At 69.6% G+C, this 21,065-nt stretch carries 19 protein-coding genes; 8 read left to right on the forward strand and 11 right to left on the reverse strand.

All coding sequences use genetic code 11. The features are described 5' to 3' along the window. Positions 1-41: 41 nt before the first annotated feature. Positions 42-950: an ATP-grasp domain-containing protein gene (locus BLU84_RS02405; protein ID WP_074862419.1), complete on the reverse strand. Its 909-nt coding sequence runs from the start codon at positions 948-950 to the stop codon at positions 42-44. Positions 951-1,079: 129 nt separating this feature from the next. Between BLU84_RS02405 and BLU84_RS02410 the strand changes: the two genes are divergently transcribed. From BLU84_RS02410 to BLU84_RS02420, 3 genes are all read left to right on the forward strand, one after another. Next, entirely contained in the window at positions 1,080-1,799 is a 720-nt protein-coding gene (locus BLU84_RS02410) for a CoA transferase subunit A (protein ID WP_074862424.1), read from the forward strand. Positions 1,800-1,894: 95 nt separating this feature from the next. Then, complete coding sequence (locus BLU84_RS02415; RefSeq protein ID WP_074862430.1) at positions 1,895-2,527, forward strand: CoA transferase subunit B; 633 nt, start codon at positions 1,895-1,897, stop codon at positions 2,525-2,527. A gap of 339 nt (positions 2,528-2,866) precedes the next feature. Further along, the gene (locus BLU84_RS02420; RefSeq protein WP_074862433.1) at positions 2,867-5,278 is read left to right on the forward strand and encodes a reprolysin-like metallopeptidase; all 2,412 of its coding nucleotides are present in this window, start codon (positions 2,867-2,869) and stop codon (positions 5,276-5,278) included. Between the two features lie 108 nt (positions 5,279-5,386). On the opposite strand, the gene BLU84_RS02425 is transcribed toward BLU84_RS02420, so the two are convergent. Then, the gene (locus tag BLU84_RS02425) at positions 5,387-7,036 is read right to left on the reverse strand and encodes an electron transfer flavoprotein-ubiquinone oxidoreductase (RefSeq protein ID WP_074862436.1); all 1,650 of its coding nucleotides are present in this window, start codon (positions 7,034-7,036) and stop codon (positions 5,387-5,389) included. 241 nt (positions 7,037-7,277) lie between these two features. Between BLU84_RS02425 and BLU84_RS02430 the strand changes: the two genes are divergently transcribed. Next, on the forward strand, positions 7,278-7,883 hold the full coding sequence (locus BLU84_RS02430) for an alpha-ketoglutarate-dependent dioxygenase AlkB family protein (RefSeq protein ID WP_074863284.1): 606 nt from the start codon (positions 7,278-7,280) through the stop codon (positions 7,881-7,883). Between the two features lie 372 nt (positions 7,884-8,255). On the opposite strand, the gene BLU84_RS02435 is transcribed toward BLU84_RS02430, so the two are convergent. From BLU84_RS02435 to BLU84_RS02460, 6 genes are all read right to left on the reverse strand, one after another. Continuing rightward, positions 8,256-9,446 (reverse strand): glycoside hydrolase family 16 protein, encoded by a 1,191-nt coding sequence (locus tag BLU84_RS02435; RefSeq protein ID WP_074862439.1) that lies wholly within the window; start codon positions 9,444-9,446, stop codon positions 8,256-8,258. A gap of 197 nt (positions 9,447-9,643) precedes the next feature. Further along, on the reverse strand, positions 9,644-10,306 hold the full coding sequence (locus tag BLU84_RS02440) for an ABC-type transport auxiliary lipoprotein family protein (protein WP_083382311.1): 663 nt from the start codon (positions 10,304-10,306) through the stop codon (positions 9,644-9,646). Positions 10,307-10,344: 38 nt separating this feature from the next. Continuing rightward, positions 10,345-11,283 (reverse strand): MlaD family protein, encoded by a 939-nt coding sequence (locus tag BLU84_RS02445; RefSeq protein ID WP_074862441.1) that lies wholly within the window; start codon positions 11,281-11,283, stop codon positions 10,345-10,347. Between the two features lie 34 nt (positions 11,284-11,317). Then, positions 11,318-12,202: a CPBP family intramembrane glutamic endopeptidase gene (locus BLU84_RS02450; RefSeq protein ID WP_074862443.1), complete on the reverse strand. Its 885-nt coding sequence runs from the start codon at positions 12,200-12,202 to the stop codon at positions 11,318-11,320. After that, entirely contained in the window at positions 12,199-13,098 is a 900-nt protein-coding gene (locus tag BLU84_RS02455) for an ABC transporter ATP-binding protein (RefSeq protein WP_083382312.1), read from the reverse strand. The genes BLU84_RS02450 and BLU84_RS02455 overlap by 4 nt, the downstream gene beginning before the upstream one ends. Before the next feature lie 79 nt (positions 13,099-13,177). Then, the gene (locus tag BLU84_RS02460) at positions 13,178-14,332 is read right to left on the reverse strand and encodes an ABC transporter permease (protein WP_425479298.1); all 1,155 of its coding nucleotides are present in this window, start codon (positions 14,330-14,332) and stop codon (positions 13,178-13,180) included. A 147-nt stretch (positions 14,333-14,479) separates the two neighbouring features. Here BLU84_RS02460 and BLU84_RS02465 point away from each other — a divergent pair, with 147 nt between their 5' ends. Then, positions 14,480-15,730, forward strand: a complete 1,251-nt coding sequence (locus tag BLU84_RS02465) for a threonine/serine exporter family protein (protein WP_074862451.1) — start codon at positions 14,480-14,482, stop codon at positions 15,728-15,730. Positions 15,731-15,879: 149 nt separating this feature from the next. Here BLU84_RS02465 and BLU84_RS02470 read toward each other — a convergent pair whose 3' ends face one another. The 3 genes from BLU84_RS02470 to BLU84_RS02480 form a co-directional block, all read right to left on the reverse strand. Then, positions 15,880-16,275 carry an H-NS histone family protein gene (locus BLU84_RS02470; protein WP_074862455.1) on the reverse strand — a complete coding sequence of 132 codons (396 nt, stop codon included), beginning with the start codon at positions 16,273-16,275 and terminating at the stop codon, positions 15,880-15,882. Positions 16,276-16,704: 429 nt separating this feature from the next. Then, a complete protein-coding gene (locus tag BLU84_RS02475; RefSeq protein WP_074862458.1) occupies positions 16,705-18,420 on the reverse strand; it encodes a proline--tRNA ligase in 1,716 nt (571 codons plus the stop codon). A 189-nt stretch (positions 18,421-18,609) separates the two neighbouring features. Continuing rightward, entirely contained in the window at positions 18,610-19,107 is a 498-nt protein-coding gene (locus tag BLU84_RS02480) for a DUF4124 domain-containing protein (RefSeq protein WP_074862461.1), read from the reverse strand. Positions 19,108-19,228: 121 nt separating this feature from the next. Here BLU84_RS02480 and pssA point away from each other — a divergent pair, with 121 nt between their 5' ends. The 3 genes from pssA to rimI are packed head-to-tail and all read left to right on the forward strand — an operon-like array spanning position 19,229 to position 20,894. Further along, positions 19,229-20,017, forward strand: coding sequence for a CDP-diacylglycerol--serine O-phosphatidyltransferase (gene pssA, locus BLU84_RS02485; RefSeq protein ID WP_074862464.1), 789 nt, complete (start codon positions 19,229-19,231; stop codon positions 20,015-20,017). Then, entirely contained in the window at positions 20,014-20,403 is a 390-nt protein-coding gene (locus BLU84_RS02490) for a hypothetical protein (RefSeq protein ID WP_074862467.1), read from the forward strand. The genes pssA and BLU84_RS02490 overlap by 4 nt, the downstream gene beginning before the upstream one ends. Continuing rightward, on the forward strand, positions 20,400-20,894 hold the full coding sequence (gene rimI / locus BLU84_RS02495; protein ID WP_074862471.1) for a ribosomal protein S18-alanine N-acetyltransferase: 495 nt from the start codon (positions 20,400-20,402) through the stop codon (positions 20,892-20,894). Before BLU84_RS02490 ends, rimI begins: the two co-directional genes overlap by 4 nt. The last annotated feature ends 171 nt before the right edge of the window (positions 20,895-21,065 follow it).

A 21,065-nucleotide genomic window follows, 5' to 3' on the forward strand; every position in this document is an offset into this window, starting at 1 on the left:
CGATCTGCGCGAAGCGCGACGCAACCGCGTTCGCCGGGGCCTTACCCGCCCGCCGTCGCCAGCAACTCCTCCATCACCTGCGCGAAGCGTTCCGCGCTGCCCGGTGCGTGGGCGAAGAACAACGAGGGCTCGCACAGCTCCAGTTCCAGCAGCTGCGGTTGTCCCTGCGCATCGCGGATCAGGTCGACGCGGGCGTAGGCCAGCGGTTCTTCCAGGTCCAGCCGCGCGCCGGTGGCGTTGAGCGCGTGCAGGGCCACGGTGCGTTCGTCGTCGGTCGCTTCGCGCGCGTTGATGCGCTCGATCGCGCGCAGGTTCAGCGCGTCCTCGCGCTGCAGCATCGCGCCCTTGCGGATGGCGTGGCTGAAGACGCCGTTGAAATGGATCAGCGCGGTCTCGCCGTCGCGGTCCACCGCGGCCAGGTACGGCTGCAGCATCGCGCTGCGGCCTTCGTCGAGCAGGCGCGCGAGGTGGTTGGCGGCGGCGAACTCCTGCGAACGCGCATAGCGCTGGGTGTCGCGCGAGCCGGCGCTGACGGTGGGCTTGACCACGAACTCCTCGGCGTCGGCGTGCGCGGCCAGGAAGTCCTGCAGCGCCGGCAGCGCGTCGGCGTCGGGTTCGACGAAGGCGGTGGCCACCACCGGCACGCCGCGCGCGGCCAGGTCGGCGAGGTAGCGTTTGTCGCTGTTCCAGCGCAGCACCGGCCAGGGATTGATCAGCCGGCTGGCGGCGTCGACGCGCTCGCACCAGTCCAGGAATTCGGGGTAGCGCTCGGTGTAGTCCCACGGCGAGCGCAGCAATACGGCGTCGTATCGGGCCCAGGCCACGCTGGGGTCGTCCCAGGCGCGGATTTCGGCGTGCAGGCCGCGGGCGAGGCAGGCGTCGAGCAGCGGCGACAGGTCGTCGTCCTGTCCGGCGCTGGCGATGGCGGTGACCAGGGCGAGTCGGCTCATGCCGTAAGTCTAGCGTCGGTGCGCCATCAAGGCACCGCCACGGCACCGTGCCGGTATTGCCCGAAAGTCCGCTGCCTGCCGCCGCCGGCCGCGCGCTAAACTGCGCGCATCCCTCACAGGAGCTGTCCCATGGCCGACGCGGTCGCCGCCAAGAGCAAGTTGTATCCCTCTGCACACGACGCGCTGCAGGGCGTGGTCGCCGACGGCCAGACCCTGGCGGTCGGCGGTTTCGGCCTGTGCGGCATTCCCGAGGCGCTGATCGGCGCGCTGCGCGACAGCGGCGCCAAGGGCCTGACCGCGATTTCCAACAACGCCGGCGTCGACGGGTTCGGCCTGGGCCTGCTGCTGGAAACGCGCCAGATCAAGAAAATGATCTCGTCCTACGTCGGCGAGAACAAAGAGTTCGAGCGCCAGTTCCTGTCCGGCGAGCTGGAGCTGGAATTCAACCCGCAAGGCACCCTGGCCGAGCGTCTGCGCGCCGGCGGCGCCGGCATCCCGGCCTTCTACACCCGCACCGGCTACGGCACGGTGGTGGCCGAAGGCAAGGAAACGCGCGAGTTCGACGGCCACCACTACGTCATGGAAACCGCGCTCAAGGCCGACGTGTCGCTGGTCAAGGCGTGGAAAGCCGACAAGTCCGGCAACCTGGTGTTCCGCAAGACCGCGCGCAACTTCAACCCGGCCTGCGCGATGGCCGGCAAGGTGTGCATCGCCGAGGTCGAGGAACTGGTCGAGGTCGGCCAGCTCGATCCGGACCAGGTGCACCTGCCGGGCATCTACGTCGACCGCATCGTGGTCAACGCCACGCCCGAGAAGCGCATCGAGCAGCGCACCGTGCGCGCCGGCTGAGGCCGCCAACGACGCGCCGGCCCGGACGGATCGGCGCACACCGGTTTTCTTCGTCGCGACTTCGTTCGCGACCTCCAATACAGGTAGATCTCCCCATGGCTTGGACCCGCGACCAAATGGCGCAGCGCGCCGCGCAGGAACTCACCGACGGCGCCTACGTCAATCTCGGCATCGGCTTGCCGACCCTGGTGGCCAACTTCATTCCCGACGGCATGGACGTGTGGCTGCAGTCGGAAAACGGCCTGCTCGGCATCGGCCCGTTCCCGACCGAGGACGAAGTCGACGCCGACCTCATCAACGCCGGCAAGCAGACCGTCACCGCGCGCCCCGGCGCCAGCTACTTCGGCAGCCACGACAGCTTCGCGATGATCCGCGGCGGCCACATCGACCTGGCCATCCTCGGCGCCATGCAGGTCACCCACAAGGGCGACCTGGCCAACTGGATGGTGCCCGGCAAGATGGTCAAGGGCATGGGCGGCGCGATGGACCTGGTCGCCGGCGTCAAGCGCGTGGTGGTGCTGATGGAGCACACCGCCAAGAACGGCGAGCACAAGATCCTGCCCGAGTGCACCCTGCCGCTGACCGGCCTGGGCGTGGTCAACCGCATCATCACCGAGCTGGCGGTCATGGACGTGACCGCGGACGGCCTGGTGCTGGTCGAAGCCGCGCCCGGCGTGGGCGAGGACGAACTGCGCGAGAAGACCGGCGTGGCGCTGCGCACGGCCTGACCGTCGCCCCGCATGCAGGACCGGAAAAGCCGCCGCGAGGCGGCTTTTTCGTTGCCGCGCCGATGAGCGGCGCCGGCGTTCAGCGGCCGGAGGGCGCAGCGAGGACGCGACGTGAATTGGGCAATCGCAACGCTGAATGGCACGCAATCGGCGGCGTTCCTGCCGTCGATATGCGAAAAATGTGCGTCGAAGCGGTTTTATGGCGTTCGCATGACCTCGCGCGACCAAATTTGACCGTTGCGGTCGCCGGTTCATCCATGCAGGATGCCCGGCGCAGTTCAACTCGAAATCGGTCGGTTCGTCATGCGTCGTACGTGGTGGTTGGGGGCTGCGGCCCTGATGGGTCTCGCAGGTGGTTGGTGGGGCCTGAGCGGGGGTTCGTATCGGATCGCCGGCTTCGGTTCGGGTTCGGCGTCCTCGGCGCTGCCGGCGACGGCGGACGCGAGCGGCGCGGCGCAGGCCGCGGCCAAGGCCGCACGTGCGCACGACGGCTTCCGCGCCGTTCCGGCGTCGCTGCCGCAGCGCGCGGGCGCCGGCTTCGCCAACGCGCCCGACCGCGGCGACCTGGTCGCCTATCCGGCGCGGCCGCAGATACTGCACGACGGCGCCTACACCTGGCACCGCGCCGGCCTCAGCGAGCGCCACGCGCTCGCCGCCATCGCCAGCGGCCGGCTGCGGGTCACCACGCCCTCGGGCGAGACCCTGTCGTTCCGCTATCAGCGCACGGTCGAACACGACAGCGGCGACTGGACCTGGGTCGGCCGGGTCGACGGCGAGGCCGGCAAGCAGGCCATCCTCACCTTCGGCGAGCGCGCCGTGTTCGGCGTGATCGACCAGCCGGGCAAGCCTGCGCTGAAACTGACCATGCGCGACGGCGCGTCGTGGCTGGTGGAGACCGACCCGGTGCGGTTGGCGCTGACCGGCCAGGAAGCGACGGTGCACGCCGACGACTTCAAGATCCCCGAACCCAGCGCGGCCGCCGCGCCGGCGTACTGGGGCGCCTCGGCCGCAGCGGCATTGCCGGTCGCCGCCGATGCGGCCGACGCCGCCACCGCCACCATCGATGTGCTGATCGGCTACAGCAAGGGCTACGCCACCGGCCTGGGCGGGGCGTCGCAGGCGGTCACCCGCCTCAACAACCTGGTCGACATCACCAATCAGGCCTACGCCAACAGCCAGATCGCCGCGCGCCTGCGCCTGGTCAGCACCTTGCAGGTCGACTACACCGACAGCGGCGACAACGGCGACGCGCTCGACGCGCTCAGCGGCGTCAACGGCGCCGCCGTCGACCCGGCGTTCAACGCGCTGCGCGCCGCGCGCGACCAGTACGGCGCCGACCTGGTGTCGTTCGTGCGCAAGTACGACCGCTCCACCCACAACGGCTGCGGCGTGGCCTGGATCATCGGCGGCGGCCAGCAGGCCTACACCGCGCGCTCGGCCGGTTCGGGCTATTCGGTGGTCAGCGACGGCCGCGAATCGGTCGGCGGCACCACGTACTTCTGCCGCGAGGAAACCTTCGCCCACGAACTGGGCCACAACCTCGGCGCCCAGCACGACCGCGCCACCGCCTCGTCCGACGGCACCCTGCGCTACGGCGCGTTCGCGTATTCGTTCGGCTACAAGACCACCGCGAACAGCGGCAACTTCTACGACATCATGGCCTACGGCGATTCCGGCCAGACCGCCTACCGGGTGTTCTCCAATCCGCGCATCACTTTCTGCGGCGGTCTGGCCTGCGGCGTGGAGAACCAGGCCGACCTGACCCGTACCTTCAATCAGACTGCGCCGATCGCCGCGACCTTCCGCGCCACCCTCCGGGTCGGGGTGCGCAACGACTTCGACGGCGACGGAAGGTCCGACATTTACTGGCGCAACGCCGTCAACGGCGTCAACGATCTCTGGCAGATGTCCGGCATCGATCGCAAGGCGGTGTCCACCGTCTACCGCGAACCGGACACGAGCTGGAAAGTGCTCGGCTCGGGCGACTTCGACGGTGACGGCCTCGCCGACGTCCTGTGGCGCAACGCTGTCGGCGGAGAGATCTACATCCAGCTGATGAACGGAGACCGCATCGGCAAGGGCGGTTACTCCACCACTGTGGCCGATCAGAATTGGCAGGTCGTCGCGCTCGGGGACTTCGACGGCGACGGCCGCACCGACTTGTACTGGCGCAATAAAGTGACCGGCTATAACGACGTCTGGCTGATGGACGGCATCGCCCGCAAGGCGGTCGCCACCGTCTATCGCGAAGCCGACATGAACTGGACCGTAGTCGGCGCCGGCGATTTCAACGGCGACGGCAGGGCCGACCTGTTCTGGCGCAACCGGGCCAACGGCCAAAACTATGTGCAGTTCATGTCGGGCACCAGCGTGCTGGCCGGTTCGGGCCAGACCACCGCGGTGCCGGACCTGCCGTTCCAGGTAGTGGCGATCGGCGACTTCAACGGCGACGGCCGCAGCGACTTGTACTGGCGCAACAAGGTCACCGGCGAGTGCTATGTGTGGATCATGAACGGCACTTCCGCCACCGGTATCACCCGCGTCCACGTCGAGACCGACCAGGCTTGGCAGGTGGTGAGCAGCGGCGACTACAACGGCGACGGCCGCACCGATGTCTTCTGGCGCAATTCCCGCAACGGCCAGAACTACATCCAGCTCATGAGCGGCACCTCGATCCTGCCGGGTTCGGGCTCGGTCTACACCGTGGCCGATCAGAGCTGGCAAGTCGTGGGCAGCGGCGCCGGCATTTGAATCTTTCGGGCGGCGACGCCTCGCCGTCCGCACTGCGCAAACGAAAAACCCCGCAGCTGCGGGGTTTTTCGTTCGCATCGCCGGCATGCGCGCGCTGGCGCACCCCGGCTACATATTCTGGTAGTTCGGCCCCGAGCCGCCTTCCGGGGTGACCCAGGTGATGATCTCGTAAGGATCCTTGATGTCGCAGGTCTTGCAGTGCACGCAGTTGGCGGCGTTGATCTGCAGGCGCTTGGCGCCTTCTTCCTCGACGATTTCGTACACGCCGGCCGGGCAGAAGCGGGTGCAGGGGTTGCCGTATTCGGTCGCGCACTGGGTCACGCAGACGTTGGTGTCGGCGACCTTGAGGTGCACCGGCTGGTCTTCGTCGTGCTCGGTGGCGGCGAAGTACACGCCGGCCAGGCGGTCGCGCGGGGCCAGGCTGCGGTCGACGTAGTCGCGCTTGGGCTGCTCGGCCTGGCCGAGCTTGTCGAGCGAGGACCAGTCGGCCTTGTTCTTCAGCGTCCACGGCGAGCCGCCGCCGACCAGGGTTTCCCACGCCGCGTTGAGCATGCCGAACCAGAAGCCCTTCTTGAAGCCGGGCTTGATGTTGCGCACCTTCTTGAGCTCGGCCATCGCCTCGGACGCGCGCAGCTTGGCGTCGAAGCCGGCGCTGTCGAGCGATGCCGCCAGGTGCTCGGCGGCGAGCATGCCCGAGCGGATCGCCTGGTGCGTGCCCTTGATCTTGGGCACGTTGAGCAGGCCGGCGGTGTCGCCGATCAGCAGCGCGCCGGGCATCTCGAGCTTGGGCAGCGACTGCCAGCCGCCGGTGACGATGGCGCGCGCGCCGGAGGAGACGATGCTGCCGCCTTCCAGCAGCGGCTTGATCATCGGGTGGTTCTTCCACTGCTGGAACGCTTCCCACGGCTTGTAGTCCGGGTCGCGGTAATCCAGGCCGCTGACATAGCCCAACGCGATGCGGCCCTTGTCCAGGTGATACAGGAAGCTGCCGCCGTAGGTGTGGCTGTCGGCCGGCCAGCCGACGCTGTGCACGATCTTGCCCGGGCTGGTGCGCTCTTCGGGTACCTGCCACAGCTCCTTGATGCCGATGGAGTAGCCTTGCGGGTCGCTGTCGGCGTCGAGCTTGAAGCGCTTGATCAGACGCTTGGTCAGGTGGCCGCGCGCGCCTTCGGCGAACACGGTGATCTTGGCGCGGATGTCGATGCCGGCGGTGAAGCCGGGCTTGTGGGTTCCGTCCTTGGCGATGCCCATGTCGCCGATGCGCACGCCAGCGACGCGGCCGTCGTCGTCGTGCAGGGTCTCGGCGGCGGCGAAGCCGGCGTAGATCTCCACGCCCAGCGCTTCGGCCTGCGGCGCCATCCACGCGCACATCGCGCCGAGGCTGACGATGAAGTTGCCGTGGTTGTTCATGTCCGGCGGCACGATCGGCGACTTGTAGCCGCCGGTCTTGGTCATCAGCCAGAACTCGTCGTCCTTGGCCGGCACGCAGATCGGCGGCGGGTTGTCGCGCCAGCCCGGAAGCAGCGCGTCGAGCGGGCCGGGCTCGATCACCGCGCCGGACAGGATGTGCGCGCCGATGGTGCTGGACTTCTCGATCACGCACACCGACAGCTCCGGATTGAGCTGCTTGAGCCGGATCGCGAAGGCCAGGCCGGCCGGGCCGGCGCCGACGGTGACGACGTCGTATTCCATGACGTCGCGTTCGATCTCGATGGCTGGCGTGTCGGACGGGACCGTGCCGGTCGGCTGTTCGCTCATGCTGGCGGTACTCTTGCGTGCAATCCCGCCATTGTCGCGGGTTTGCCCGGCAGGCGCCATTTCCGCCGGCGCGAATCGCGGCCCCGGCCGCGTCCGCGGCGCGAAAGTACGCGCGTTCGCGCCGCGTTTGAAACGGTTTCCAGCCGGATCGGTGCGGTCGGGTATGGAATCCGGGGTGAGCGATCCGCGGCGCAGGAATCGGATCGCGACGCCGCCGCCGCGCGTGCTAGCGTGCCGGCCGATGCCGCCGACCCGCCTGCCGCTGCAAGACGCCGAACTGGCCTACGACCCGCACTGGCTCGACGCCGACGCGGCCGACGCGCTGTTCGCGGCGCTGCGCGCGCAGGCGGTGTGGGAAGTGCACCGCATCCGCCTGTTCGGGCGCGAGCACGACTCGCCGCGGCTGAGCAGTTGGATCGGCGATGCCGACGCGCGCTATCGCTATTCGGGTACCGAGTTCCGCCCGCATCCGTGGCCGCCGGCGCTGCTGCCGGTGCGCGAGCGGCTGGCGCGCGAGTGCGGCGTGGCGTTCAACAGCGTGCTGGCCAACCGCTACCGCGACGGCCGCGATGCGATGGGTTGGCATAGCGACGACGAGCCCGAGCTGGGGCCGGCGCCCCTGATCGCCTCGTTGAGCCTGGGCGCGCGGCGGCGGTTTACCCTCAAGCACCGGCGCGATCCGGCGTTGAAGGCGGCACTGGAGCTCGGCCACGGCAGTTTGCTGCTGATGTCCGGGCCGACCCAGGCGAACTACCGGCACGCGTTGCCGCGCACGGCGCGGCCGGTGGGGGAGCGGATCAACCTGACGTTTCGGGTGATCTCGCCGCGGGCAGGCGCTGCGATCTGAGCGGAAGGCATCGGGCCTGAAGGCCCTCCCACAAAAGCTATGGGGCCCTGAAGGTCTTTCCACAAAGGCGTCGGGTGTGAAAGTCCTTCCTAAAGCATTCTGGTCTGAAGGTCCTTCCACAAAGGCATTGGGCTTGGAGGTCTTTCTACAAAGGCATCGGCGCAAGGCCGCGCCGCATAGCCAAAAGCGCCGGGCCTGAAGGCCCACCCGACCGAGCGGGCGCGGCCCGGTATGAGGCCCTCGGTGTGGGAGGGCCTTCAGGCCCGACGCTCTTGGCTCAGGCCAGGCCGGTGTTGGAACCGCGTCCTTGGAGCTGCGCCGCTTGCGGCTTCGAATGATTTGCGCCGCGTATCTCCTGGCGACTAGCCGCGCTTACGGCCGCTGCCACGCGCGGATGTAATCGACATAAGTCGTTTCCGACTGGGTCGACGCCGCCGGCGGCTTCACCGAATACACGAAGTGATCGACCAGGATCGAACTGTCGATCTGGCTGGCGTTGCGGGTGGTGCGCACCAGCTTGCCGTCGATGTAGAAGCGCGTCGCATCCGGCGCGATGTCGGCGCCGTAGACATGCCAGCCGGCGCTGGGATCGAAATCGATGTCGAGCGGATACGCGTCCAGTTCCTCGGCGCCGTTGCGGACCACGTACTGGTTCAAGTACAGCCGGCGCTTGTTGTCGGAGTAGTACTCGAACACGTCGGTCTCGTTCCACTGCTGCGCGCCGGGCGCCTGGAAGGTCCAGAACGCCGGCCAGAAGCCCGGTAGCGCCGGCAGCTTCATGCGCGCTTCGATGAAGCCGTAGCGGAAGTTGTAGCGCTTGTGCGAGGACAGCAGGCACGAGGTCCAGTCGTAGGTCCGGCCCGAAGGCGAGCGCACGCGTTCGCGCTTGGCCAGCATCCGCAGCGAGCCGCCGACGACCGAGCAGTTGGCGGCCTGGTTCCATTCCAGTTGCTGATTGCCGGGATTGCCGTGGCCGTTGTCGGATTCGGCCGAGGAGTTGTCGGCCCACTTGTTCCAGTCGACCGCGCTGGCGTTGAATTCGTCGCCGAACTTGTAGACCCAGTTGCTGCCGGCGCCGAACGGGCGCGTGCTCGCAGGGTCGCCGCCGGGCGCGGCCGCGGACACGGTAAAGCTGCGCTCCGGCGCCAGGCTGGTCCAGCGGCCGCCGGCGTAATACGACAGCCAATAGCGGTACTGCCCCGGCGGAAACTGGCCGCTGCCGGTGAGTTCGCGCTCGCTCGCGCCGACGCTGTAATTGCTCTGGTGGCCGAGATCGAAGCTGCGGTCCTGCGCGTCGCGCACCGCGAACACGATTTGATCGTAGGTGGCCGGCTGCGCGCTTTGCAGACGCGCGCCGAACAACACGCTCTGGCTCGCGTCGGGCGACTGCAGGTCGCGGCCGATCGCGCGCAGCGGCGCGGCGCCGACGGTTTCGTAATCGATCGTGCCCGCCGGCGTGGCCTGGGCCAGGCCGATGCAGGCGGCCGTTTTCAGGCCCAGCGCGAGCGCGAGCAGAACGCGGCGGCGCGCGCGGCGACGGCGTTGGGTGTAGGTGGCGAGCATGTCGGGCTCCGGGACGCGCGAAGGATGGGCGCGCAGTCTAGGAGCGGGGTAGGGCGCGGCCTGTGCCGGCGATCACTTGTTACAACGCTTGCGCGAAGCTGTCGCGATCCTGTCGGAAAGCTGTCGTTCGCGCCCGCAAACGCGAACGGCCGCGCCTGGGCGCGGCCGTCGTCGGCGCAAGCGGCGTTGCTGGCGGCTCAGCGCTGGTGCGTCTTCTCGTGCGCGTCGCCCGACACCAGCGTCCACCCGGCGATCTCGTGCGTGCTCGTGGCCAGCGAACGTTCGAACGCGGCGACCACGTCGCGGACTTCGGCGCTCGCGGCCGGCGTGGATTGCAGGAAGGTGCGCGAGGCGACGACTTTCTGGTCGGCGTTGTGGAACAGCTTGGCGTTGATCTCGATCACCGCCGAGGGCAAGGCGTTGCCGGCGTAGTCGGATTCGAACCGGCGCAGGTCCAGCACCAGCTTGTAGTCGGCGCCGATGCCGCTGCCCTGGCGCGCGACCGCGGCGATCTTGCCGGAGTCCTCCAGCGTGCGCAGCAGCGCATCCTCGATCATGCTGCTGGGCAGCTTGGCCCAGGCCGCGCCCTTGTAGACCTGGATCTCGTCGCCGCTGGGGCGCACCGCGATGCGCAGGCTGTCGATCATGCGCGCCGCGTTCGGTGCGCTCAGCGACAGCTGCCAGTTCGCCTGCGGCCAGGACGGATCGGCCGGCACGCGCGGGTCGGGCGCGTACTGGGTGGTCGGGTTCTTCGGCTTTTCGTCGAGGATCGAACAGCCCGACAGCGCCAGCGCGGCGGCGAGGCCGGCGCCGATCAGGCGCAGCGCGGCGGCGGGACGGGGAGCGCGGGTCGTCGTCATGGGGAGGGTGCTCGCGTGGCGGCGGGGCGTGCGGGTGCTCATCGGGCGGGCTTCTCCGGCTCGAATTCCTTGGCCGCGTCGCGGCCCAGCAGGTAGCGGGTCGGGTTGCCTTCCAGGCGGTCGCTGATCCGGCGCAGGTCGCGCACCAGCGAGCGCAGCTCGCCCAGGGTCGGGCCGAGCTGGGCCAGGCCGTCGTTGGCGAAGCTGCTGATCGCGGCGCGGTTGTCGTTGAGGATGCCGTTGGCGCCGGTGGCGGCCGAGTCGAGCTTGGTCAGGGTGCTGTCGAGCTTGGCGATGATGCCCGGCAGCTTCTGCGCCAGTTCGCGGTCGACGCTTTCCACCGCGCGGTTGGTGGTGGCCAGGGCCTGGTTGAGCTGCTCGCTGGACTTCTTGGCGTTGGCGATCAGCGCGCGCAGATCGCCGCGCTGGTCGGCGATCGAGCCGGTCAGCGATTCGATGTTGGCCAGGGTGTTGGAGACGTGCTTGACGTTGTCGTCGCTGAGCACCTGGTCCAGGCGCGCGACCAGGCGATTGGCGGTGTCGGCGATGTTCTGCAGCGCCGAGGCCTCGGTCTGGATGATCGGCACGTCGCCGTTGCTGGACTCGGCCAGGCGCGGGCTGTTGGGGCTGCCGCCGGTGAGCTGGATGATCGGCGTGCCGGTGATGCCGGTCAGCGACAGCTTGGCGCGGGTGTCGGTCTTGACCGGCGCGTCGGCCTGCAGGCGCAGCTTGGCGATGACCCGGCGCGGATCGTCCGGCGCCAGGCTCAGCTGCTGCACCGTGCCCACGCCGATGCCGTTGTATTGCACGGTGCTGCCTTCCGACAGGCCGGTGACCGGCTCGTTGAAGATCACCGCGTATTCGCGCCAGCTCTTCTCCGAGGAGTACTTGGCCGCCCACAACGCGAACAGCAGCAGGAACAGCGTCACCACGATGGTGAACGCTCCGATCAGCACGTAGTTGGCCTTGGTTTCCATCAGGCACCTTCGAACGGCGTAAGCCCGGCCGGCATCATGCCAGCATGGGGTAGGTGAACAGGGTGAAATGCAGGAGGTTCAGCCCGAAGTGGGCCAGCACCGCCGCGGCCAGGCCGCCCTTGCGATAGGCCCAGCCGTAGGCGAGCCCGGCCAGCGTCGCCGCCAGCGCGAAGCGCCAGCCGCCGCCGAGATGGACCAGCCCGAACGCCAGCGCCGACAACGCGATCGCCGCGTGCGCGCCGTAGCGCTGCGCCTGCCAGCGCCGCTGCAGGCTGTCCTGCAGGTAGCCGCGGAACATCGCTTCTTCGGTCAGCGCGACCAGCAACAGGTTGTTGAGCGCCCACAGCGGGCCGAACCACGGCCACTTCGGCGCCCAGGCGACCAGGCCCAGCGCCGTGGCCAGCCCCAGGCACAGCACCGCCGCGACGGCCGCGCCCGCCAGCCCGACGCCCAGCGAAGTCGGCAGCGGCCGCTCGCCGGCCGCGTACAGCCGCAGCAGCGGCCAGCACAGCAGCAGCCAGAACCCGGCCAGCGGCTTGTCGAAGTTGAGGTACAGCGACATCGGCGCCGCATCGGCGCTGAGCTTGAGATCGGCGGCCAGTTGCGGATTGCCGAAGCCCGGCAGCAGATGCAGGCCGAGCGCGAATGCGGTCAGTACGAACAACACGTGGCCGCCGATGCGCGCCGCGCGCGGCCGCGCCGGCCGCACCAGCCACGCGGCCAGGCCCAGCAGCGCGAGCGAAACCAGCGCCGGCGCAGCGAGAATTCCGTACGCGAACCCGGCGATCAGGGCCAGCGCCAGCAGCGCCAACGTCGCTGCGCGCGCCTGGGGCCACCACAGCGTCGCCGCGGCCGCGCACAACAGGCCCAAGATCGACACGCTCCACAGCGTGCCGGGATCGGCGAGCGCAGCGTTCATCGAGCCGAAGCATCCTCGTCCGTGCGGCGGTCCGCGTCGCGGCCGCCGCGCTCGTGCTTGGCGTCGGGGTGTTGGTTCTTGTCGCGCGCGACCTGGGCGGCGCGCGCGCGCGGGCCGTGGAAGTATTCCTGCACCCACGGATGGTCGAGTTTTTCCACTTCCTCGATCGGCGCGCAGGCGATGACCTTCTTGTCGGCCAGCACCGCGATGCGGTCGCAGATGGCGTAGAGCGTGTCCAGGTCGTGGGTGATCAGGAACACGGTCAGGCCCAGCGCCTGCTGCAACGTGCGGATCAGCCGGTCGAACGCGGCCGCGCCGATCGGGTCGAGGCCGGCGGTGGGTTCGTCGAGGAACAGCAGCGGCGGGTCCAGCGCCAGCGCGCGGGCCAGGCCGGCGCGCTTGCGCATGCCGCCGGACAGCTGCGAGGGCAGCTTGTCGATGGCGTCGGCCGGCAGGCCGCTCAATTTGACCTTCAGCAGCGCCAGTTCGTAGCGCAGCGAATCGGGCAGGTCGCTGTGGTACTCCTTCAGCGGCACCTGCACGTTCTCGCCGACGGTCAGCGAGGAGAACAGCGCGCCGTCCTGGAACAGCACGCCGGTGTTGCGCTCGATCTCGCGGCGCAGCAGCGGATCCGGGCTGCGCGCGTCGATGCCGAGCACTTCGATCTCGCCGGCGTTGGGCTTACGCAGGCCCAGGATCGACCGCATCATCACCGACTTGCCGGTGCCCGAGCCGCCGACCACGCCGATGATTTCGCCGCGGCGCACGTCCAGGTCCAGGCCGTCGTGCACGGTCTGCTCGCCGAACTGGTTGACCAGGCCGCGGATGCGGATGACGACGTCGCCGGCTTCGCCGTCGACGTTGGCGTGCGGGGGCGCGGATTCGGGATGGGTCACAGCGGTTTCTCCGCGGCGGGCGCGGCTTGGCGCGCGGCCGCCGTTGCGGCCCACGATGTCCGGCGCCCGATTCCCGTCCTCACCAGCCCATCTCCATGAACCAGATGGCGAAGAACGCATCCAGCACGATCACCAGCGAGATCGACTGGACCACGCTGGAGGTGGTGCGCTCGCCGACCGACTGCGCGGTGCCCTTGACCTGCAGGCCTTCCAGGCAGCCGATCAGGCTGATCAGCAGGGCGAAGATCGGCGCCTTGCTCATGCCGACCAGGAAATGGCGCAGCTGCATGGTGTCGTGCATGCGCGCGAGGTATTGCTGCGGCGGGATGTCCAGGCCGTAGGCGCCGACGGTGAGGCCGCCGAGCAGGCCGGCGACCATCGCGATGAAGGTCAGCAGCGGCAGCATCACCAGCAGCGCCAGCACGCGTGGGATCACCAGCAGGTCGACCGGGTCCATGCCCAGGGTGCGGATCGCGTCGACTTCCTCGCGGCTGACCATCGCGCCGATCTGCGCGGTGAACGCGCTGGCGGTGCGGCCAGCCAGAACGATCGCGGTCAGCAGCACGCCGAACTCGCGCAGGAAGGCGATGCTGACCAGCTCGACCACGAAGATGGTCGCGCCGAAATCCTTGAGGATGGTCGAGCCCAGGAACGCCACCACCGCGCCGACCAGATAGCACAGCAGCGCGATCAGCGGCACCGCGTCCAGGCCGACCTGTTCCATGTGATGAACGGTGGCGGTGGGGCGGAAGCGGCTGGGGTTCTTGAACAGCCGCAGCATCTTCACCAGCGTTTCGCCGAAGAAGGCGACCAGCGCCAGCACTTCCTTCCAGTTGTCGGTGACCGCGAAGCCCAAGCGCGCCAGCGCGGCGTGGACGCCGTACTCGCGTTTCTTCTTCGGGCGTTCGTCGGCGACGTCCTCGATCGCGCTGACCAGGGCGCGGTGGGCCTCGTGGAAGCGGAAGATGCCGTCGAAATCGAGCTGGTGCCGGCGCGCGTAGCGCATCAGCTGCAGCACGCCGACCGAGTCCAGGCGCTCCACGCCGGTGACGTCGACTTCGGCCACCTGCGGCGGCGCGTGCTTGAGCGCATCGCCGATGGCCAGCGCGTGCTCCAGCGTCCAGCAGCCGGAAAGGCGCAGCCGCGAGGGCTCGCTGCCCTCGGCGGTGAGTTCCGGCGCTTGCGTGGTCGGTACGGTCATAGGGCCTCGGGCGGGAGGATACAGGCTAGGCATGGCGAGGTGAGTGTCGCGTGGACCGTGCAGTTCATGCGCCGGCCGGATGCGCGCCGGCGGCGTGCGGCGCGGGCCGTTCGCGCCGGTGCGCAGGGTGTGCGCGGACCGGCTGCCCAGCGACGCGCGCGCGTGCCATGCTTTGCCGCTATGTCCGTCCCGCATCCGCTCAGCGCCACCAGCTACGCTGCCCGCATCGCCTTCGTGGTCGAGCTGGCCGAACGCCTGCACAGCTACGGCACCACGTCGCAGCGGCTGGAGGGCGCGGTCACGGCGGTCGCCTCGCGGCTGCGCCTGGAATGCGAGCCCTGGTCGAACCCGACCGGCCTGATCCTGACCTTCAGCGACCCGCAGCGCCCGCTCGGCGAAAGCGACACCACCCGGGTCATTCGCCTGCCGCCGGGCGAGAACGATCTGTACCGGCTCAGCGAGACCGACCGCATCGCCGAAGACGTGATGGCCGGGCGCCTGGACCTGGCCGCCGGCCACGCCGCGCTGGAGGCGCTGGACCGCCCGCGCACGCGCCGCTGGCGGGCAATGCAGGTGTTCGGCTACGGCCTGGCCGCGGGCGCGGTGGCGGCGCTGCTGCGGCTGCCGTGGCTGGACATCGGCGTGGCCGCGATCAACGGCCTGATGATCGGCCTGCTGGTCGACGTGTCCGGCCAGCGCCCGCGCCTGCGCGAGGCGCTGGAGGCCATCGCCGGCATGTTCGCCGCTGCGGTGGTGGTGCTGGTGGCCAATTTCGTCGCGGCGCTGAACCAGAACACGGTCATCATCGCCTCGCTGATCGTGCTGCTGCCGGGTATGGCGCTGACCAACGCGGTCAACGAACTGACCAGCCAGCATCTGGTCTCGGGCACGGCGCGCTTCGCCGGTGCGGTGACCACGGTGGTGAAACTCGCGGTGGGCACGGTGATCGGCCTGTATTTGGCCGATCTGGTCGGGCTGGAGCCGGTGGTGCGGGCGTGGCGGCCGCAGGAATCGTGGGTGGAATGGGGCGGGCTGGCGGTGGCGTCCTATGCCTTCGCCGTGCTGTTCCGCGCCCATCGCGCCGATTATCCCAAGGTGATGGCGGCGGCCGCCGGCGGTTATCTGATCTCGCGTTTCGTCGGCCTGGCCTGGGGCAGCCCGGCGGGAATCTTCCTGGCCGCGTTGGTGATGACCGCGCTGGGCAACGCGTATGCGCGCTGGGGCAACCGGCCGGGCGCGATCATCCGCGTGCCCGGCATCATCTTGCTGGTGCCCGGCAGCGTCAGCCTGCGCGGGCTGCTCAACATGCTGCAGCAGCAGGACGTGCAGGTCGGGCAGGACGCGGTGCTGGCGGTGGTGAATATCCTGCTGGCGCTGATCGCCGGGTTGATATTCGGCAATCTGCTGTTGCCGTCTCGGCGGAATTTGTAAAGGCGCGGGATGGGGGATTGGACGCGTTGATTCGTCCGTGGGGATTCCGGACGGGCGGGAATTGCGCGATTGGATAAAAGGCGGAAAAGCTAAATGAAAACGCCGGCTTAAGGCCGGCGGTTTCGGGGGATTTTGCTTTTTCGTCCAGATTACTTGATCAGGAATTCGTCCAGCTTGCGGCCGCCGGCGGTGTAGGCGGCCAGCCAGCGCGGCTGCTTGCCGCGGCCGGTCCAGGTTTCGCCGGTGTTGGCCGGGTTGCGGTACTTCGGCGCGACCTTGCCCAGCGGCTTGCGCGCCTTGCGCGCGCCGGCGGTGGCGGCCGTAGCGCTCTTGGCGGCCTTGGCCGGGCGGCCGGCGCGCGCGGCGGGAGCGGCGCCGCCGAACAGTTCTTCCAGCGCGTAGCCTTCGGCCTTGAGCAGGGCGACGACTTTCTTGCGCACCGCGGCGATCGGCTTGCGCTTGTTCAGCGTGGTCTTGCGCTTTTTCGCCTGGCTGATGAGATTTTCGAGTTCTTTCGCGGACAACGCAGAGATATCGATCGTCATGGGGCCTCCGGGAGTATGGTCGGAATAACGGCCAGTCCCTGGCACGCGGCAGCATAGTAAGGGCAGCGTCGCACGGCGTAAATGCCACGACGGTATATCCCCCGCATATTTAACAGGCCGCGGCGGTAATCGGCGGGCGCGGCGCGGGGCAGGCGGCGGGGCGGGCGGTGGGATAAACCGGCGCGTATCGGCAAAAACCGGTGCGGACAGGCGCGGCGACGGCGGGCGGCCGGAAACAAAGCGGGCGCGGGGCGGCGGGCGTGGCGCCGCGCCGGTGCGCGGAGGGAATCCCGCCGCGAATATCGCGCAACGCGACGGCGGTTATCTAAACCGGGCACGAAACCTGCTTGCCGCGGTTCGGCCGGCAGTGCCGACGCCGCCCCGCAGCGGGGGCGGCGCCGTCGAATCCGCGCGATCGGCGCGGCCGGCTCAGGCGGCGGCGATGCGCGCCAGCACCGCGGCGCGGTCGAGATTCTCCGCCGCTTCGCTGCGGCGGTGGCGGTATTCGAAACTGCCCGCGGCCAGGCCGCGCTCGGACACCACCACGCGGTGCGGCACGCCGATCAGCTCCATGTCGGCGAACATCGCGCCCGGGCGCAGGCCGCGATCGTCCAGGGCGGCGTCGACGCCGGCCTTGAGCAGATCCTGATACAGCGCCTGCGCCGCTTCGGCCACGGCCGCGTCGTTCTTGGGATTGATCACGCACACCACCGCCTGCCACGGCGCCATCGCCTCGGGCCAGGCGATGCCGGCGTCGTCGTGGTTCTGCTCGATGGCGGCGGCGACGATGCGCGACACGCCGATGCCGTAGCAGCCCATCGCCGGGGTCGCGGCCTTGCCGCTGTCGTCGAGCACGCTCAGCTTCATCGCCTCGGCGTACTTGCGGCCGAGCTGGAACACGTGGCCGACCTCGATGCCGCGGGCGATGCTCAGGGTGCCGTTGCCATCCGGAGAAGGATCGCCGGCGACCGCGTTGCGGATGTCGGCGACCTCGGCCGGCTCGGCCAGATCGCGGCCCCAGTTGACGCCGGCGAGGTGGTAGCCGTTTTCGTTGGCGCCGACCACGAAGTCGGCCAGCGCGGCGACGCTGCGGTCGGCGATCACGCGGATCGCCTTGGCCGGCTTGACCGGGCCCAGAAAGCCCGGCTGCGCGCCGAGGTGTTCGAGGATTTCGGCTTCGGTGGCCAGGCGGTACTCGCCCAGGCCGGCGAGCTTGGACAGCTTGATCTCGTTGACCGTGTGGTCGCCGCGCACCAGCGCCAGCGCGAACTGCGCCGCGCCCTCGGCGTCGCTGCCCACGATGGCCACCGACTTGACCGTGCGCTGCAGCGCGATGCCGAGCAGCGCGGCGACGTCCTCGCAGGTCTTCTGGGTCGGGGTTTCGACCTTGCGCAGGTCTTCGCCGGCGGCCGCGCGCGGGCCCGGCGCCAGCGCCTCGGCCAGCTCGACGTTGGCGGCGTAGTCGGAACCGTCGGAGAAGGCGATCGCGTCCTCGCCCGAATCGGCCAGCACGTGGAACTCGTGCGAGGCGCTGCCGCCGATCGCGCCGGTGTCGGCGAACACGGCGCGGAACTTCAGCCCCAGACGGGTGAAGATGCGGCCGTAGGTGTCGTACATGTTGCGGTATTCGCGGCCCAGGTCTTCGTCGCTGATGTGGAAGGAGTAAGCATCCTTCATCAGGAACTCGCGCGCGCGCATCACGCCGAAGCGCGGGCGGATCTCGTCGCGGAACTTGGTCTGGATCTGGAAGAAGTTGACCGGCAACTGCTTGTAGCTGGCCAGCTCGTTGCGGGCGAAGTCGGTGATGACTTCCTCATGGGTGGGGCCGTAGCAATACCAGGCCTCCTTGCGGTCCTGCATCTTCAGCAGCTGGCCGCCGAACTTCTCCCAGCGCCCGGTCTCTTCCCACAGTTCCTTGGGCTGCACCGCCGGCATCAGCACTTCGATCGCGCCGGCGGCCGTCATCTCCTCGCGCACCGCGCGCTCGACCTTGCGCAATACGCGCAGGCCCAGCGGCGACCAGGTGTACAGGCCGGCGGCGAGCTTGCGGATCATGCCGGCCTTGAGCATCAGCTTGTGGCTGACGATCTCGGCTTCGGCGGGCGTTTCCTTGCTGGTATGGAGATGGAACTGCGACAGGCGCATCGGTCGGGATTCGTGGGCTGGAAAGGGCGACAGTGTGCCATGCGAGGGCGCAGCGCTGGCGCGGCGGGCCCGGCAAGCCGCGGTAAAGCGCGGCGCCGGCCGCGGCCGCGCGGATGAGGCGCCGATAAAACGCGGACAAAAAAAGACCGCCGCGCTCGCGCGGCGGTCGCGGCGGCGCGGCCGCCGGCGTCAGCTGTCGGCTTGCTTCGGGCCGGTGCTGGCGTTGGGGTTGGGATTGGTGTTGTTGACCGGCGCCGTGGTCGGCGCGGGGTTGCAGTAGGCGCGGATCGAGGCTTCGGCCAGCTGCACCTGGGCGGCGCGCTGCTGGGTGTCGAGCACGTTGTCGGGCTTGCCGTCGCCGTTGCTGTCCACGCCGACCTGGGCCGAGCTCTGCAACTGCTTGAGGTTGGCGCGCGCGTTCACGCACGGCGCGCTTTCGCCCGGGGCCGTCACCGACGCGGTCTGGGTCGCGGTGCCGGTCTTGTTGCGGATCACCCGGTTCTTGACCTGGCCGCTGCCGGACTGGCCGGGCGGGGGCGAATCGGAGTAGTGGGTGACGCCCTGGGCGTCCTTCCACTGGTACAGGTCGGTCGCGGCGGCCGGGAAGGCCGCCAGGGCGGCCAGGACGGCGCCCAGGCCCAGCGCCGGCAGGGCGCGACGGGCGGAAATGCGGGAGGTGCGGGACATGGATGGCTCCGGAAGCGGGGCAGCGGAACGTCGGAAAACGCGGACCAGGCCGCGGTACGGCGGGGGGAAACGGAATTGCAGCATCCTGCCATGACGACGGCAAGCGCTACACTTCCCAGTTATGGAACCCCAACCCTCGCCCCGCCCGCGCGGACGCGGCATTTACCTGCTGCCCAATCTGTTCACCACCGGCGGCATGTTCGCCGGTTTCTACGCGATCATCGCCGCCACCCAGGGCCGCTTCGACGAGGCCTGCATGGCGATCTTCGTCGCCGCCATCCTCGACGGCGTCGACGGCCGGGTCGCCCGGCTGACCAACACCCAGAGCGAGTTCGGCGTGCAGTACGACTCGCTGGCCGACCTGATCAGCTTCGGCCTGGCGCCGGCGCTGGTGATGTACCACTGGGCGCTGGAGGCGACCAAGCTCGACGGGGTGATCCCCGGCAAGATCGGCTGGGTCGGCGCCTTCCTCTACGCCGCCTGCGCGGCGCTGCGCCTGGCCCGCTTCAATTCCCAGGTCGGCCAGGTCGACAAGCGCTGGTTCATCGGCCTGGCCAGCCCGGCCGCGGCCGGCTTGGTCGCCAGCTTCGTGTGGACCTGCCACAGCTTCGACCTGTCCGGCGAAGAACTGCGCTACGCCGCGCTGGCGGTGACCGTGATCGCCGGCCTGCTGATGGTCAGCCGGATGCGCTACGTCAGCTTCAAGGGTAGCGGCCCGCGCAACGACCGGGTGCCGTTCCTGGCGATCCTGGTGGTGGTGGCGGTGCTGGTGGCCATCGCCATCGACCCGCCGCGGGTGCTGCTGGCGATCTTCGCCCCGTATGCGTTGTCCGGCCCGGCCCAGGCGATCTGGCGCCGGCTGCGGCGCGCGCCCGAGCCGCCGTCGGGCGGCGGAGCGGGGGCGGCATGAGCGGGCTGTGGGACGCGCAGCAGCGCCAATGGCTGCAGGCGATGGGCTACTCGGTGCTGGCGCTGGCCGGCGACGAGAACGCCGCGACCGGCGCCGCCGAGGCGCCCGCGCCTGGCGAAGCCGTGCGTTCCCAGGCATCGCAAAACGCTGAAAACGTGCGCAGCGATGCCGGCCGGCGTGCGCCGCCGGCGTCCGCCGCGCGCGGCCAGGGCGCCGGCGATGCGCTGCTGCGCAACCTGCTGCGCGCCGCCCGGCGCGAGCCTGGCGACGCCGAAGTGCTGGCCCTGTTCGACCCGGCCGCACTGCGCGCGCCGGCGGCCAAGCGCGCGCTGTGGCCGAGCCTGCGCGCGCTGCGCCGCGGCAGTGGGCGAGGGCCGCGAGGATGAGCGCGCTGGCGCCGGATCGCGACGACACCGCCGCCGCGCCGAACGCGCTGCGGCCGATGCGCGAGGACGACCTCGACGCCGTCCACGCCATCGAGATCCGCGCTTACGAATTCCCCTGGACCCCGGGCATCTTCCGCGACTGCCTGCGCGCGGACTATCCGTCGTGGGTGCTGATCGAGGACGGCCGCGTCCTGGGCTATTTCCTGATGAGCGTGGCCGCCGGCGAGGCGCACGTGCTCAACGTCTGCGTCGCGCCCGAAGCGCACGGTTGCGGCCACGGCCGCCGGCTGCTGCGCGCGCTGCTGAGCATCGCCCGCGGCCGCGGCGCCGAGCGGGTGTTCCTGGAAGTGCGCCCGTCCAACCCCGGCGCGATCGCGCTGTACCACAGCGAAGGCTTCAACGAGATCGGCCGGCGCCCGCGCTATTACCCGGCGCGCGGCGGGCGTGAGGATGCGTTGGTGATGGCGATCGAGTTGCTGGGCGAGGGGTAGGTGGCTGGGTTGTAGGCGGTCGGGTTAGGGGCGCCGCGAAACCTGCCTATCCGTCATTCCCGCGAAGGCGCGCTCTGCTTTGTTTCTGCGAAGCCGAACATCCAGGGTCTTATACAGACATGACTCTGAAGTCTCTGGATCCCCGCCTTCGCGGGGATGACGGCTGGAGAG

The organism is Lysobacter enzymogenes (assembly GCF_900106525.1).
GTDB classification, from domain to species: Bacteria; Pseudomonadota; Gammaproteobacteria; order Xanthomonadales; family Xanthomonadaceae; genus Lysobacter; species Lysobacter enzymogenes.

Excerpts from the sequence above, each read along its gene's own strand:
- BLU84_RS02460 (WP_425479298.1), bottom strand. The coding sequence starts at position 14,332 with ATGCCTAGCCTGTATCCTCCCGCCCGAGGCCCTATGACCGTACCGACC.
- BLU84_RS02490 (WP_074862467.1), top strand. The coding sequence starts at position 20,014 with ATGAGCGGGCTGTGGGACGCGCAGCAGCGCCAATGGCTGCAGGCGATG.
- BLU84_RS02425 (WP_074862436.1), bottom strand. The coding sequence starts at position 7,036 with ATGAGCGAACAGCCGACCGGCACGGTCCCGTCCGACACGCCAGCCATC.
- BLU84_RS02415 (WP_074862430.1), top strand. The coding sequence starts at position 1,895 with ATGGCTTGGACCCGCGACCAAATGGCGCAGCGCGCCGCGCAGGAACTC.
- BLU84_RS02465 (WP_074862451.1), top strand. The coding sequence starts at position 14,480 with ATGTCCGTCCCGCATCCGCTCAGCGCCACCAGCTACGCTGCCCGCATC.
- BLU84_RS02405 (WP_074862419.1), bottom strand. The coding sequence starts at position 950 with ATGAGCCGACTCGCCCTGGTCACCGCCATCGCCAGCGCCGGACAGGAC.
- BLU84_RS02475 (WP_074862458.1), bottom strand. The coding sequence starts at position 18,420 with ATGCGCCTGTCGCAGTTCCATCTCCATACCAGCAAGGAAACGCCCGCC.
- BLU84_RS02430 (WP_074863284.1), top strand. The coding sequence starts at position 7,278 with ATGCCGCCGACCCGCCTGCCGCTGCAAGACGCCGAACTGGCCTACGAC.
- BLU84_RS02435 (WP_074862439.1), bottom strand. The coding sequence starts at position 9,446 with ATGCTCGCCACCTACACCCAACGCCGTCGCCGCGCGCGCCGCCGCGTT.
- BLU84_RS02480 (WP_074862461.1), bottom strand. The coding sequence starts at position 19,107 with ATGTCCCGCACCTCCCGCATTTCCGCCCGTCGCGCCCTGCCGGCGCTG.
- BLU84_RS02470 (WP_074862455.1), bottom strand. The coding sequence starts at position 16,275 with ATGACGATCGATATCTCTGCGTTGTCCGCGAAAGAACTCGAAAATCTC.
- BLU84_RS02420 (WP_074862433.1), top strand. The coding sequence starts at position 2,867 with ATGGGTCTCGCAGGTGGTTGGTGGGGCCTGAGCGGGGGTTCGTATCGG.
- rimI (WP_074862471.1), top strand. The coding sequence starts at position 20,400 with ATGAGCGCGCTGGCGCCGGATCGCGACGACACCGCCGCCGCGCCGAAC.
- BLU84_RS02440 (WP_083382311.1), bottom strand. The coding sequence starts at position 10,306 with ATGACGACGACCCGCGCTCCCCGTCCCGCCGCCGCGCTGCGCCTGATC.
- BLU84_RS02410 (WP_074862424.1), top strand. The coding sequence starts at position 1,080 with ATGGCCGACGCGGTCGCCGCCAAGAGCAAGTTGTATCCCTCTGCACAC.
- BLU84_RS02450 (WP_074862443.1), bottom strand. The coding sequence starts at position 12,202 with ATGAACGCTGCGCTCGCCGATCCCGGCACGCTGTGGAGCGTGTCGATC.
- BLU84_RS02445 (WP_074862441.1), bottom strand. The coding sequence starts at position 11,283 with ATGGAAACCAAGGCCAACTACGTGCTGATCGGAGCGTTCACCATCGTG.
- pssA (WP_074862464.1), top strand. The coding sequence starts at position 19,229 with ATGGAACCCCAACCCTCGCCCCGCCCGCGCGGACGCGGCATTTACCTG.